This is a genomic window from Mycobacterium sp., assembly GCF_035633495.1.
GTDB lineage: Bacteria > Actinomycetota > Actinomycetes > Mycobacteriales > Mycobacteriaceae > Mycobacterium.
Genome location: NZ_DASQEU010000098.1, coordinates 1 through 14,120, shown reverse-complemented (window position 1 = coordinate 14,120; position 14,120 = coordinate 1). Strand labels below are relative to the sequence as shown.

Sequence of the window (14,120 nt, the reverse complement as noted above, 5' to 3'; positions counted from 1 at the left end):
GCCAAGGGTAGATTGCATCGCCGGATGGAGGCGCTCGATCAGACGCTGACGACCCAGCCCGACCACGCGTTGGTCGGGACGCTACGGATCCCGGAGACGCCGGTCAGCCCGGCGCGCAAGATCGGGATGCGCGTGCTCTACGCGCTGACGGCGTTGTTCGCCGCCGTTCTGATCGTCTACCTGGACCGCGACGGCTATCGCGACATCGACAGCGCGCCGAACCCGGACGACCCCCTGTCGTTCCTCGACTGTCTGTACTACGCGACCGTCTCGTTGTCGACGACGGGCTACGGCGACATCACCCCGGTCACCCCAACGGCGCGGTTGATCAACGTGCTGGTAATCACGCCGCTGCGGGTCGCCTTCCTGATCGTGTTGATCGGTACGACGGTGGAAACCCTGACGGAGGCCTCGCGTCAGACCCTCAAGATTCAGCAATGGAGGAGAAGAGTGCGCGACCACATCGTCGTCATCGGCTACGGCACCAAGGGCAAGACGGCCGTCTCGGCCATGATCGGTGACGGCGCCAAGAGCGGCGAGATCGTCATCGTCGATACCGACAGAGCCGCGCTGGACCGCGCGGACAAGGCGGGGCTGGTGACGGTGTACGGGGACGCGAACCGGGCCGACGTGCTGCGGCTCGCAGGCGCGCAGCACGCCAAGGCGATCGTCGTCGCCACCAACAGCGATCCGACCGCCGTGCTCGTGACGCTGACTGCACGAGAGCTCGCGCCCAAGGCGAAGATCATCGCGTCGATCCGGGAATCCGAGAACCAGCATCTGCTCCTGCAGTCGGGTGCGGATTCGGTCGTGGTGTCCTCGGAGACCGCGGGTCGGCTGCTCGGGATGGCGGCCAACACACCGACGGTCGTGGAACTCATCGAGGATCTCCTCACACCGGACGCCGGGTTCGCCATCGCCGAGCGCGACGTGACCGCCAAGGAGGTGGGAGGTTCCGCGCGCCACCTGCCCGACATCGTGCTCGGGGTGGTGCGCGAGGGGAATCTCGTGCGGGTGGACGCACCGGAGGCCGACGCCATGGAGCTCGGCGACCGACTGCTGTACATCCGCAACGCGGACGCCGAGCGTTGACCGGCGGGCAGGAGCGAAGCGACTCGGGGGATGTCACCGGCGGGCAGGAGCGAAGCGACTCGGGGGATGTCACCACCACTCCCAGCGCGTTCAACTTGCGCAACGTCCCCCTGCTGTCGCGCGTGGGTGCCGACCGCGCCGATGAACTGCGCACCGACGTCGACGCCGCGGTGGCCGGGTGGAGCGATGCCCTGCTGCTGAAGGTCGATCGGCGCAACCAGGTACTCATCTCCGGCGGTCAGGTGGTCCTCGGCAAGGCGCTGAAGCACTCCGCGAAGCCGGACGAACACGCGGTGTTCCTTGGCCGGATGCAGGACGGCAGGCACGTGTGGGCGGTCCGCGGTGCGCTGGATGGCCCCGAGGATCCGCACGCCGAATCGGAGGTTCTCGACCTGCGACGCGCGGGTGCGATCTTCGACGATGTCAGCGCTCAACTCGTCGCGACCGCCACCGCGCTGCTGAATTGGCACGACCTGGCGCGTTTCAGCTCAGTCGACGGCTCGCCCACCAAGATCCACAAGTCGGGATGGTCCCGGATCAATCCGGTCAACGGACACGAGGAGTTCCCCCGCCTCGACCCCGCGGTCATCTGCCTGATCCACGATCGCCACGACCGTGCGGTGCTCGCGCGTCAAACGGTGTGGCCCGAACGGCTCTTCTCGCTCATCGCAGGATTCGTCGAGGCCGGTGAATCGTTCGAATCCTGTGTCGTGCGCGAGGTCGCCGAGGAGATCGGGCTCAGTGTCCGCGACGTGACGTACCTCGGGAGTCAGCCGTGGCCGTTCCCGCGCTCGCTGATGGTCGGCTTCCACGCGATCGGTGATCCGGAGCAGGAGTTCTTCTTCAGCGACGGCGAGATCGCCGAGGCGGCGTGGTTCACCCGCGTCGAAGTGCGCACCGCGTTGGCCGACGGGGATTGGAGCAGTGACTCGCCGTCGCGGCTGCTGCTGCCGGGGTCGATCTCGATCGCCAGGGAGATCATCGAGTCCTGGGCGTTCGCCGACTGAGTCAGGCGGCGAACTTGGCCTGGACGGCCTTCAGGCTCGGGTTGGTCAGCGTCGAGCCGTCGGCGAACTTCACGGTCGGGACGACGTGGTTGCCGCCGTTGACGGAGCCGACGAACTCAGCGGCACCGGGGTCGGCCTCGATGTCGATCTCGGTGTAGCCGATGCCTGCGGACTTCAGCGCGGTCTTGAGCCGTGCGCAGTAGCCGCACCACGACGTGGAGTACATGGTCAGATGGGCATTGTTACCTGTCATAGCGGTGTCAACGTATCGGATCCGGCGGATATTGCGCCAACCCGGGAGCGGTAGCCAACCGGGGCGTCGATCAACCTTTGTCCCCGCGCCCTGCCAAGATGGACGCCATGCCGTCCCAGGCTCCCGCGGCCGCCTCCCCACTGCTCAGTCGACTCCTCGGCGACCTCGACGACGAGCAGCGCGAAGCGGTCCAGGCGCCGCGCGGGCCGGTGTGCGTGCTGGCGGGCGCGGGGACCGGAAAGACGCGCACCATCACCCGGCGGATCGCCTATCTGGTGGCTGCCGGTCACGTCGCGCCCGGTCAGGTGTTGGCGGTGACGTTCACGTCGCGGGCCGCGGGGGAGATGCGCGGCAGGTTGCGGTCACTCGACGAGCTGGGCGCCGACGGCGTCGGCACCGGGGCCGTGCAGGCGATGACGTTCCACGCCGCGGCCCGACGGCAGCTGCAGTACTTCTGGCCGCGGGTGGTCGGTGATACCGGGTGGGAGCTCCTCGACAGCAAGTTCGGCGTCGTCGCGCAGGCCGCGAACCGGGCCTCGATCCAGGCCAGCACCGACGACGTGCGCGATCTCGCCGGTGAGATCGAGTGGGCGAAGTCGTCGCTGATCAGTCCGGAGGGTTATGCGGCGGCGGTCGCCGAGGCCGGTCGCGACATTCCGCTGGACGCCGCCAAGATCGCGACCGTCTACGCCGGCTACGAGGCCATGAAGGCCCGTCGCGACGGCACCACCCTGCTGGACTTCGACGACCTGTTGCTGCACACCGCCGCCGCCATCGAGGATGACGCCGCGGTGGCGAGCGAGTTCCGCGACCGGTACCGCTGTTTCGTCGTCGACGAGTATCAGGACGTGACCCCGCTGCAGCAGCGGGTGCTCAACGCCTGGCTCGGCGACCGTGACGATCTGACCGTGGTCGGTGACGCGAACCAGACCATCTATTCGTTCACCGGCGCCACCCCCGGTCATCTGCTGGACTTCTCACGCCGATTCCCGGAGGCGTCGGTGGTGCGGCTGGAACGCGACTACCGATCCACTCCGCAGGTGGTGTCCCTGGCCAATCGCGTGATCGCGATGGCGCGTGGCCGCATGGCGGGCAGCAAGCTGCACCTGATCGGTCAGCGCGACGCCGGTCCCGCGCCGACGTTCAACGAGCATCCCGACGAGGTCGCCGAGGCCACCGCCGTCGCCAAGTCCATCAAGAAGCTGATCCAGGCCGGCACGGCGGCATCGGAGATCGCGGTGCTGTACCGCATCAACGCCCAGTCGGAGGTGTACGAGGAGGCGCTCACGGCCGCGGGTGTGGCGTTTCAGGTCCGTGGCGGTGAGGGCTTCTTCAGCCGCCAGGAGGTCCGGCAGGCGTTGGCCGCGCTGCAGCGGGCGTCGACGCGCATCGACGCGGTGGGGGCGGATCTCCCGGCCGTGATCCGTGAGCTGCTGGAACCACTGGGGCTCACGGCCGAGGAGCCGCAGGGCGTCCGGGCGCGCGAGCGGTGGGAGGCGTTGGTCGCACTCGTCGAGCTCGTCGAGGAGGAGGTGGCGGTGCGGCCCTCGCTCGACATGCGCGCGCTTCTGACCGAACTCAAACAGCGCGCCGACGCGCGGCACCCACCGGTGGTGCAGGGCGTCACCCTGGCGTCGCTGCACGCGGCCAAGGGTCTGGAGTGGGACGCGGTGTTCCTCGTCGGACTCGCCGACGGCACGCTGCCCATCTCCCACGCGCTGGCCCGCGGGGCGGACAGCGAACAGGTGGAGGAGGAGCGTCGTCTCCTGTACGTCGGAATCACAAGGGCGCGTATCCATTTGGCGCTGAGTTGGGCGTTGGCGCGCACTCCCGGCGGTCGGCAGAGCCGCCGCCCATCGCGCTTCCTCAACGGCGTCGCCCCGCAGGCCAGCGCCGATGACGGGCCGAGCAAGCCCCGGCGCCAGCGCGGCGCCACGCAGCGCTGCCGCATCTGCAACAGCACGCTGTCCAGTCCGGCCGCCATCATGTTGCGTCGCTGCGAGACTTGCCCATCGGATCTGGACGAGGAGCTGTTGGCCCAGCTCAAGGAGTGGCGGCTCGAGACCTCCAAGGAGATGAAGGTGCCCGCCTACGTGGTGTTCACCGACAACACCTTGATGGCCATCGCCGAGACGCTGCCCACCGACGAGGCCGCCCTGGTCGCCATCCCCGGGATCGGCGCACGCAAGCTCGAGCAGTTCGGGCCCGACGTCCTCGCGTTGGTCAAGGCGCGGCGCTGAACCGGCACTGAAACCGCCAAGCTTCACAAATATCGTGCCAAAGATGCAGGTCAGTAAATTGCTTGTCCGATTGTGGTGTTAGCCTCTAACCTCGTAACCGTCTAATCCGGTCGAGCAGAAGGGAGGGGTCCAACATGATTTCCAATCAGTTTTCCGGCGTAGCCGTCGCTGGCGGTGCTGCTGTCACGTCGTGGACCCTCCACGTCGCTGGTCCCGTCGCCTCGGCGGCGCATCCGACGGCTGCCACGCGCGACGCCATTCCGGCGACCAAGCGACGCACCGCCGCCGCGACCGTCGCGTCCGTGAATCGGGGCTTCATCTAGAAGCCCACGAAAGCCACATGGCCACGGACCCGACACAGGCGGATCCGTGGCCAGATCTCTTTCGGGACAACCGAATTTCCTGGTCGCAGATCCATCAAGACAGATGGCCGATCGACTTAGACCAGGAAGAAAGGTGATCCGGACATGTCTCCGCAGACATGCCGCGAGAGGACGTTTCCGGCGGTGCCGTGTCACGTCGGTGACCCAGACCTGTGGTTCGCCGAGAACCCACTCGAGCTCGAACGGGCGAAGACGCTGTGTGCGGATTGCCCGATCAGGCGGCAGTGCCTCGCCGAGGCGCTGGAACGCCAAGAGCCGTGGGGGGTTTGGGGTGGCGAAATAATCGACCGCGGAACCGTCGTCGCCCGCAAGCGCCCAAGGGGCCGTCCTCGGAAGAACCCCGTTGAAAACCCGGCAGCGGCATAGCCGGCGCGAGGTCGCCTAGCCCCACGTATTGCTGGGGCTAGGCGGCCTCATCGGCGAATCCTGGAATGAGCTCCAGCGCAAGCGCTTTCGTCGGGATGTGCGCGTCGAGCTGACACGAGATCGCCACGACCGAGGCTATGACCCGCATCGGGATGGCCAGCTTGACCGGCAGGTCCATCGCGCGGGCCGTCCTGATCGCCTCGGCCGAGATGTCCATGTTGGCGGCGGCCATCTTCTGCAGCCACTTGCGGGTGTAATGGAACTCGTCGGCCTGAACGGGTTCGACGTACTGGCGCAGCATCTCGTCGACTTCGCGCATCGACACCTGCTCACCCTTCTGACCCTTTTGGATGAAGCCCCCCTTCTCCATGGTGGGCAGCAGGTTGTCGTAGTCCTTCGCCAGCGCATGGCGCAGCATCAGCCCGAGTTCGATCGGTAGGCCGCCAGGTATCGGCGCCACGGCGCCGAAGTCGAGCACCCCCAGCTTGTCCCCGGGGAGCAGCATGAAGTTTCCGGGATGGGCGTCACCGTGCATCATCTCGATGCGCTTGGGGGCGTCGTAGGTCAGCTCGAAGAGTCGCGTTCCCACGATGTCGCGTTGTTCCGGCGTGCCGTTGCGGATGATCTGCGCCATGGGGATGCCGTCCATCCACTCCGCGACCACGACCTTCGGTGCGCTCGCGACGATCGCGGGGACTACGAAGTGCGGATCGTCACGGTATCCGTTGGCGAAGGCGCGCTGGTTCGCCGCCTCCAGTCGATAGTCGAGCTCCATCTCGGTGCGTTCGATCAGCTCGTCGACCACGCCTTGCACGTCGGCGCCGGGGGAGAACTGCCGGAACACCGACACCATCCGCTTCATGGTCTTCAGGTCTGCCCGCAGCGCCTCGTCGGCACCCGGGTACTGGATCTTGACGGCGACCTCGCGGCCGTCGGACCACACCGCCTTGTGCACCTGGCCGATGCTCGCCGAGGCGATCGGGGCGTCATCGAAGGACGCGAATCTGTCCCGCCACTTGGTGCCCAGCTGCGCGTCGAGCACGCGGTGCACCTTGGCCGCGGGCAGCGGCGGGGCGTCCTTCTGCAGCTTGGTCAGTGCCTCGCGGTAGGGCTCGCCGAACTGTTCGGGAACGGCGGCCTCCATCACCGACAGCGCCTGACCGACCTTCATCGCGCCGCCCTTGAGTTCGCCGAGGACGGTGAAGAGCTGGTTTGCCGCCTTCTCCATCAACTCGGCGTTGACCTCGTCCTTGGACTGTCCGGTCAGCCGCTTGCCGAAGCCCAGCGCCGCGCGGCCTGCGATGCCGACCGGCAAGCTGGCGAGCTTAGCGTTACGGGCCGCTCGTCCACGCTTGATGTCTGCCACTCCACCATCATCCACGACGAACCCGCACAGGCGACCGTCCAGGGTGTGAGTGCGCACACGCGGGGTCTGTCGCAGAGCTCAGCACTCGCACCGGGGGTGGCGCGACCACCGCCGGCTCGTGGTCGAACCGGTGCGGACGTCGAACTCCAGCGTGGTGTCGAGGGTGGGCGGCGGGTGGCCGGCACGGCGCGGGTCATCGGACTCGTGGACGGCCTGGATGACGCGGTCGACCTGGTTCAGCGCCAGGGCGGCGGTGCCGAGCATGGTGGCGCGGTCGGCGCTGCCGACGGCGTCTCGCAACTGGGCGGCGACGGCGGGCCATGCCGCGTCACGGTCACTGCGATACAGGTCGGCACAGCCGAGGCAGCTGGTCACGCCGGGGATCACCAGTGGCCCGACCAGTCCCGTGCCGTCACGCACACGCACCGGCAGGTGCGGTATCCGCGCCTGGTGAAGGTCCCGCAGTAGGTGAGGATCGGCGACGAGGAAGTCCGACAGCACGACGAGATCCGCCGTTCCCGGAGTGACGCCCGCGTGGTTGAGCCTGCTCTGCCTGACCCGCGTGCCCGAACACCGCAGGGCGCTCGCAAGCAGGTCCGACAACGGGCCGCGGCCGTGAATGCGGATGGATGCCGACCGGGTGTGCGTAGGCGTGGCAGTCGCGAGACCACCCTCGACCAGCGAGGTCACCAGATCGTCCATCGCGGCGGGGTCGACGATGCCGCGGTTCACGGCCAGCGCCCGCAGTTCGGAGGCCGCCACACCGGACTGCATGGCACGCAGTAGATCGGCGAGGGCGGCGGCCGACAACCCGTCGGGCGGCTCGACGAGCATCGCGCGCCGCGGGTCCCACCCCACCTGGACGACACCGTCGGGCCTGACCAGCACCGGCATCGCCGGGTTCAGCGTGTGGCTGGGCATGCGACGACTCTCCCACGGGATGTCGCCGCGGCGTCTCAGTTATCCACAGGCCCCGGAGCTGGGGATGAACTACTTCGGGTCGTCCCCGAAGCCCTTCTCGAGGTCGGCGATCGCCTGGTCGATGCCGCTATTGTCGCCGCCCATCATGCGGTCGATGAAGCCGGCGGGCTCGTCGAGGTCGTCAGAACCGGGGAGCAGGTCGGGGTGCTGCCATACGCCGTCCCGGGCGTCCGCGCCGACCGCTTCGGTCAGCCGCTCCCACAAGACAGCGGCCTCGCGCAGCTTGCGGGGCCGCAGTTCCAGGCCGACGAGTGTGGCGAACGTCTGCTCCGCGGGCCCGCCGGTGGCGCGTCGGCGGCGAAGCGTCTCACTGAGTGCCGACGTCCCGGGAATGCGGTCGCCGAGGGCGTTGCTCACTACGGTCTGCACCCAACCCTCGATGAGGGCCAGCAGCGTCTCGAGCCGCTCGAGCGCCGCGATCTGTTCGGGCGTCGACTTGGGCTCGAAGATGCCCTGGTTGAGCAATTGCTCCATGGCCGACGGGTCGGCGAGCGAAGCGGGATTGAAGCCTGCAGCGAAGTCCTCGATGCCGGTCATGTCGACCTTCATGCCGCGGGCGAAGGCCTCGACGGCGTTGAGAAGCTGCGTCGACAGCCACGGCACATGGCTGAACAGGCGATGGTGGGCGGCTTCCCGGGCCGCCAGGAACATCATGATCTCGCTGCGCGGCTGCTCCAGGCCCTCCGCCAGGGACTCGATGGCGTCCGGCATGAGCGCAGCCACCCCCTTGGGTCCAAGCGGTAGCCCAATGTCGGTGGAGGTCAACACTTCTCGCGACAACGTGCCGAGAGCCTGGCCGAGCTGAGAGCCGAACGCCATCCCGCCCATCTGGGTCATCATCGCCATCAGCGGGCCCGCCATGGCCTTGGCTTCGTCGGGCAGGGCCGACGCCCAGACCGTCGACATCTGCTCGGCCACCGGGTCGCACAACCGCTTCCAGGTGGCAAGGGTGTTGTCGACCCATTCGCTGGGTGTCCACGCCACGGAGGTCGTGGTGCCCGCGGGCAGGGGAGTGACACCGTCGAGCCACGTGTCGGCCAGTCGCACCGCGTCGCCGACCGCCGCGCTGGTCTGCTCGGGCACCGGTTTGACGAACCCGATCGACCTGGACGCCAGCTGGCGCGCCAGGTCGTAGTTGACGGGTCCGGCCTGCGTTCCGTCCGCCATCGAGGTGCCGGCGCCACTGAACATCTCGCCGAGCTTGGAGAAGATCTGACCGAGGTTGTTCATGTCGAAGTCGCCGCCGCCGAATCCGAGCGGATCCGGTTGCGACCCCTTGTTCGGGTCCTTCTTGCGGTCGTCTCGTTCGGGGTCGTCTCCTGGGGAGAAGCCGAAGGGCAGGTCAGACATGGCTTCCACGGTACTCACCCGACGTCGTTGGCGCGGGTTCGTGGGTCACGCCGAGAATGAACTGACACGCGCCCCCTAATGTGGGCTGCGTGATGGGTGGAGCGAACAGGCGTGTCTTGACGCTGGTGGTGGCACTGGTGCCGATCCTCGCCTTCGGTCTGCTGCTGTCCGTGGCGACGGTGCCGTTCGTCGGTCTCGGTCCCGGTCCGACGTTCAACACGCTTGGCGACGTCGACGGAAAACAGGTCGTCGACATCCAGGGCACGGAGGTGCAACCCACGTCGGGCAACCTCAACATGACGACGGTCAGTCAAAGCGACGGCCTGACGCTGGGCCAGGCGCTGCGGCTGTGGATGTCGGGCAACGAACAGCTCGTCCCCCGCGACCTGGTGTACCCACCGGACAAGTCGAGGGACGACATCGACAAGGAGAACGCGGGCGACTTCAAGCAGTCCGAGGACAGCGCGGAGTACGCGGCGTTGGGATACCTGAAGTACCCCGAGGCCGTCACGGTCCAGAACGTCACGGACCCGGGGCCGTCGGCAGGCAAGCTCGAGGGCGGCGACGCGATTGACCTGGTCAACGACAAGCCGGTGGCCAACCTCGACGAGTTCACGGGCATCCTCAAGGCCACCAAGCCCGGTGACCAACTGGTGATCGACTACCGCCGCAAGGATGGTTCGCTCGGCACGACCAAGATCACCCTGGGCAAGAACCCCGACCGCGACTACGGGTTCCTCGGGGTCGGGGTGCTCGACGCGCCGTGGGCGCCGTTCACGATCGACTTCAACCTCGCCAACATCGGCGGACCGTCTGCGGGCTTGATGTTCAGCCTCGCGGTCGTGGACAAGCTCACGACGGGCGACATCAACGGCGGGAAGTTCGTGGCGGGTACCGGGACGATCACCGGCGATGGCAAGGTCGGCCCCATCGGCGGCATCACTCACAAGATATACGCCGCGGAGGAAGCCGGAGCGACGGTGTTCATGGTCCCTGCCGAGAACTGCGACGAGGCCGTGTCCGCCCACGACGATGCTCTGCAGTTGATCAGGGTCGAGAACCTCACCGGCGCCGTCGACGCGCTGAAGACCTATTCCGCCGGTGGTGAACCTCCCCATTGCTGAGAAGTCCCTTCGCGGCGGATGCGTAGAGTTATGGCACGTCGAATCGCGGCGTGGCACCGAGACTGGAGTTGACGAGTGGGGATGCGGCCCGCGGCACGAATGCCGAAGCTGACTCGACGTAGCCGGATTTTGATCGGGATGGCATTGGCGGTCGTCGTGCTGCTGATGATCGGCCCTCGACTGATCGACACCTACGTCGACTGGCTGTGGTTTGGCGAGCTCGGATACCGGTCGGTGTTCACCACGACGCTGGTCACCCGACTGGTCGTGTTCCTGGTGGCGGCGCTGCTGATCGGCGGCGTGGTGTTCGCCGGTCTGGCGCTGGCCTACCGAAACCGTCCGGTGTTCGTCCCGACCGCGGGGCCCAACGATCCCGTCGCGCGCTACCGCACCGCGGTGATGGCCCGGCTGCGGCTGTTCGGCATCGGCGTTCCGTTGTTCATCGGCCTGCTCGCAGGCATCGTCGGGCAGACCTACTGGACCCAGGTGCAGCTGTTCTTGCACGGCGGCGAATTCGGCGTCGCGGACCCGCAGTTCGGCATGGACCTTGGCTTCTACGCGTTCGAACTGCCGTTCTATCGGTTGGTGCTGAGCTTCCTCTTCGTCGCGACGTTCCTCGCGCTGGTGGCAAACCTGCTGGGCCACTACCTGTTCGGGGGCATCCGGTTGTCCGGTCGGACCGGTGCGGTGAGCCGCTCGGCCCGCATTCAACTCGTGACGCTGGTCGGCACGTTCGTGTTGCTCAAGGCGTTCGCGTACTGGCTGGACCGGTACGAACTCCTCAGCCACACGCGCGGCGGCAAGCCGTTCACCGGAGCCGGCTACACCGACATCAACGCGGTGCTGCCCGCCAAGCTCATCCTGCTGGCGATCGCCCTGATCTGTGCGGTCGCGGTGTTCTCCGCCGTCTTCCTCCGCGACTTGCGGATACCCGCGATCGGCGTGGTGCTGCTGCTGCTGAGCTCGATGATCGTGGGTGCGGGTTGGCCGTTGATCGTCGAGCAGTTCAGCGTCAAGCCCAATGCCGCGCAGAAGGAGAGCGAGTACATCTCCCGCAGCATCACCGCGACCAGACAGGCCTACGGGCTCACCGATCAATCGGTCACCTACCGCGACTACAGCGGTGATGCGCAGACCACCGCGCAACAGGTGGCCTCCGACCGGGCGACGACGTCGAACATCCGTCTTCTCGATCCCACGATCGTCAGCCCCGCGTTCACCCAGTTCCAGCAGGGCAAGAACTTCTACTCCTTCCCCGACCAGCTGGCCATCGACCGTTACAACGGGGCCGACGGCAATCTGCGTGACTTCGTGGTGGCGGCAAGGGAACTCAACCCGGACCGGCTGATCGAGAACCAGCGGGACTGGATCAACCGCCACACCGTCTATACGCACGGCAACGGTTTCATCGCCTCGCCGGCCAATACGGTGCGCGGCGTCGCAAACGACCCGAACCAGAACGGTGGCTACCCCGAGTTCCTGGCCAGTGTCGTCGGCGCCAACGGCAGTGTCGTACAGCCGGGTCCGGCACCGCTGAATCAGCCGCGGATCTATTACGGCCCGATTATCGCCAACACGGCCGAGGACTACGCGATCGTCGGCAAGAACGGCGCCGACCGCGAGTACGACTACGAGACCAACACCGACACGAAGAACTACACGTACGGCGGCACCGGCGGCGTCCCGGTCGGGAACTGGGCGGCGCGCAGCGTGTTCGCGGCGAAGTACGGCGAACGGAACTTCCTGTTCTCCAACGTGATCGGCGAGAACAGCAGGATCTTGTTCAACCGAGACCCGGCGCAACGCGTGGAGGCCGTCGCGCCGTGGCTCACCACGGACACCAGCGTGTACCCCGCGATCGTGAACAAGCGGATGGTATGGATCGTCGACGGCTACACGACACTCGACAACTACCCGTACTCCGAACTGACCTCGCTGTCGTCGGCGACCGCCGACTCGACCGAGGTGGCTCTCAACCGGTTGGCGCTCGACAAGCAGGTGTCCTACATCCGCAACTCGGTGAAGGCCACCGTCGACGCCTACGACGGCACGGTCACGCTTTACGCGCAGGATGAGGCCGACCCGGTGCTCAAGGCGTGGATGTCGGTGTTCCCCGGCACGGTCATGCCGAAGAGCGACATCAGCCCGGAGCTGCAGGAGCACCTGCGCTACCCCGAGGACCTGTTCAAGGTGCAGCGCGCCTTGCTGGCCAAGTACCACGTCGACGATCCGGTGACGTTCTTCTCGACGTCGGACTTCTGGGACGTGCCGCTGGACCCGAACCCGACCGCCAGTAGCTTCCAACCGCCGTACTACATCGTGGCGAAGGACATCGCGTCCAACGACAATTCGGCTTCGTTCCAGCTGACCACCGCGATGAACAGGTTCCGGCGCGACTTCCTGGCCGCCTACATCAGCGCGAGTTCGGATCCGGCCACGTACGGCAAGATCACCGTGTTGACCATTCCCGGACAGGTCAACGGGCCCAAGCTCGCCTTCAACGCGATCAGTACCGACACCGCGGTCAGCCAGGACCTCGGCGTCATCGGACGCGACAACCAGAACCGCATCCGCTGGGGCAATTTGTTGACACTGCCGGTGGCCCAAGGCGGCCTGCTGTACGTGGCGCCGGTGTACGCATCTCCGGGGGCCAGCGACGCGGCGTCGTCCTACCCTCGCCTCATCCGGGTGGCGATGCTCTACAACGACAAGGTCGGCTACGGCCCCACCGTCAGTGATGCGCTGGACGAGTTGTTCGGCGCCGGTGCGGGTGCGACTGCGACGGGCCCGGCACCCACGGATCTGCCAAACGGTCAGCAAGCGCCGGCGGCGAATCCGACGCCGGGCCAACCCCAGGCCACGCCGCCGCCGAACTCGCAGGGCCGCGCCCCCGAGGTGCCCGTCCCCGTGGGGGCGGTTCCCGGTGGAACGACGACTCAGCTGACCTCTGCGAAAGCCGCTGCGCTACAACAGGTTCAGACCGCGCTGGATGCCATGCAGCAGGCGCAGCAGGGCGGCAACTTCGCCGAGTACGGACAGGCGCTGCAGAATCTGGACGACGCGATGAACAAGTATCGGGAGACGAAGTAGACCAATCAGCCCGTCGAGTCCCTCGCACCGGAGGGGCGTCGGCGGTGGACGGCCGATCGCCCCGATTACGTCAATACGTCGATCCGCATTGAGCCGCCGCTGCCGGGCATTCCCGTGTCGCTGGCGAGCGGATGACGGTCCCGGTGCTGCGACGTCGCACCGTCGCAGATCGATGCCGTGAGGGTGGCGCCGTACACCGCGATCGGTGCGGCACACGCCGATCCGGTGGACCCGATGCCGCTATGAGAATCACGCGCTGCTGCGAGAGATGACCGCCGAGACGGTCGACGCAGCGCGTTCTGCCGACGCAACGCGGCCTACGCGCTGTCTGTCATCGGGGTGCTGGCTTCACCGACTGGTGATGCCGCGGCGGAGCAGGCTGCGCAGTTGTTCGGCGCGGTCGCGCCGTGCTCGACGGGAGGGCGATGCCGAATTTCGCGGCAAAGACCGGCCCGGCAGGCCTGGGCGCTGGTACACAAGGCGCTACGATCCGGCCGCAGCGATGCGCTGAGCACGCGATTTGGGATCCACCAACGCCTTCGGTAACCTTTCGTTTACCCGTCGCGGGGTGGAGCAGCTCGGTAGCTCGCTGGGCTCATAACCCAGAGGTCGCAGGTTCGAATCCTGTCCCCGCTACTAATATAGTGGCCCTGACCAGGCCAAACGGCCGCCAGCATCAGCTGGCGGCCGTTTTCATTTGTGAACGTTGTGAACGAGCTGCGGCTGCGTCTGTCGTTCATAAGCCGTCAAAGACAGCGATGGACCCTGTGCTCGCTGGGTCATCTGCCCCAGTCGTCCTGGCCAGCGACGCTTACCGGACCCGTGTTCTGGGGTCGGGAAAGCCCATTTTGGTGTAGCCGGGTGCGCG

11 protein-coding genes and 1 tRNA gene are annotated in these 14,120 nt (G+C 67.0%); 8 read left to right on the top strand and 4 right to left on the bottom strand.

Translation table 11 applies throughout. The features are described from left to right. The first annotated feature begins 24 nt into the window (after positions 1 to 24). Entirely contained in the window at positions 25 to 1,092 is a 1,068-nt protein-coding gene (locus VET27_RS14845) for a potassium channel family protein (RefSeq protein WP_526519525.1), read from the top strand. Positions 1,093 to 1,187: 95 nt separating this feature from the next. Further along, positions 1,188 to 2,099, top strand: coding sequence for an NAD(+) diphosphatase (gene nudC / locus VET27_RS14840; protein ID WP_526519522.1), 912 nt, complete (start codon positions 1,188 to 1,190; stop codon positions 2,097 to 2,099). Between the two features lies 1 nt (position 2,100). Here the strand turns inward: nudC and VET27_RS14835 are convergent, their stop codons facing one another. Further along, positions 2,101 to 2,352 (bottom strand): mycoredoxin, encoded by a 252-nt coding sequence (locus VET27_RS14835; RefSeq protein WP_526519361.1) that lies wholly within the window; start codon positions 2,350 to 2,352, stop codon positions 2,101 to 2,103. 107 nt (positions 2,353 to 2,459) lie between these two features. Here VET27_RS14835 and VET27_RS14830 point away from each other — a divergent pair, with 107 nt between their 5' ends. From VET27_RS14830 to VET27_RS14820, 3 genes are all read left to right on the top strand, one after another. After that, positions 2,460 to 4,592 carry a UvrD-helicase domain-containing protein gene (locus VET27_RS14830; protein ID WP_526519359.1) on the top strand — a complete coding sequence of 711 codons (2,133 nt, stop codon included), beginning with the start codon at positions 2,460 to 2,462 and terminating at the stop codon, positions 4,590 to 4,592. 134 nt (positions 4,593 to 4,726) lie between these two features. Continuing rightward, complete coding sequence (locus VET27_RS14825) at positions 4,727 to 4,915, top strand: hypothetical protein (protein ID WP_526519357.1); 189 nt, start codon at positions 4,727 to 4,729, stop codon at positions 4,913 to 4,915. A 144-nt stretch (positions 4,916 to 5,059) separates the two neighbouring features. After that, on the top strand, positions 5,060 to 5,341 hold the full coding sequence (locus VET27_RS14820; protein ID WP_526519355.1) for a WhiB family transcriptional regulator: 282 nt from the start codon (positions 5,060 to 5,062) through the stop codon (positions 5,339 to 5,341). A 37-nt stretch (positions 5,342 to 5,378) separates the two neighbouring features. Here the strand turns inward: VET27_RS14820 and VET27_RS14815 are convergent, their stop codons facing one another. The 3 genes from VET27_RS14815 to VET27_RS14805 form a co-directional block, all read right to left on the bottom strand. Further along, positions 5,379 to 6,722: a macrolide-binding ATPase MABP-1 gene (locus tag VET27_RS14815; RefSeq protein WP_526519353.1), complete on the bottom strand. Its 1,344-nt coding sequence runs from the start codon at positions 6,720 to 6,722 to the stop codon at positions 5,379 to 5,381. A 63-nt stretch (positions 6,723 to 6,785) separates the two neighbouring features. After that, entirely contained in the window at positions 6,786 to 7,628 is an 843-nt protein-coding gene (locus VET27_RS14810) for a TOMM precursor leader peptide-binding protein (protein WP_526519351.1), read from the bottom strand. Between the two features lie 69 nt (positions 7,629 to 7,697). Beyond that, positions 7,698 to 9,038 (bottom strand): zinc-dependent metalloprotease, encoded by a 1,341-nt coding sequence (locus tag VET27_RS14805; protein ID WP_526519349.1) that lies wholly within the window; start codon positions 9,036 to 9,038, stop codon positions 7,698 to 7,700. A gap of 92 nt (positions 9,039 to 9,130) precedes the next feature. Here VET27_RS14805 and VET27_RS14800 point away from each other — a divergent pair, with 92 nt between their 5' ends. The 3 genes from VET27_RS14800 to VET27_RS14790 all read left to right on the top strand — a co-directional run bounded on the left by VET27_RS14800 (position 9,131) and on the right by VET27_RS14790 (position 13,888). Further along, positions 9,131 to 10,162: a YlbL family protein gene (locus tag VET27_RS14800; protein ID WP_526519520.1), complete on the top strand. Its 1,032-nt coding sequence runs from the start codon at positions 9,131 to 9,133 to the stop codon at positions 10,160 to 10,162. Positions 10,163 to 10,237: 75 nt separating this feature from the next. Further along, positions 10,238 to 13,252 (top strand): UPF0182 family membrane protein, encoded by a 3,015-nt coding sequence (locus VET27_RS14795; RefSeq protein WP_526519347.1) that lies wholly within the window; start codon positions 10,238 to 10,240, stop codon positions 13,250 to 13,252. 562 nt (positions 13,253 to 13,814) lie between these two features. Continuing rightward, a tRNA-Met gene (locus VET27_RS14790) sits at positions 13,815 to 13,888 on the top strand. Positions 13,889 to 14,120: the final 232 nt, after the last annotated feature.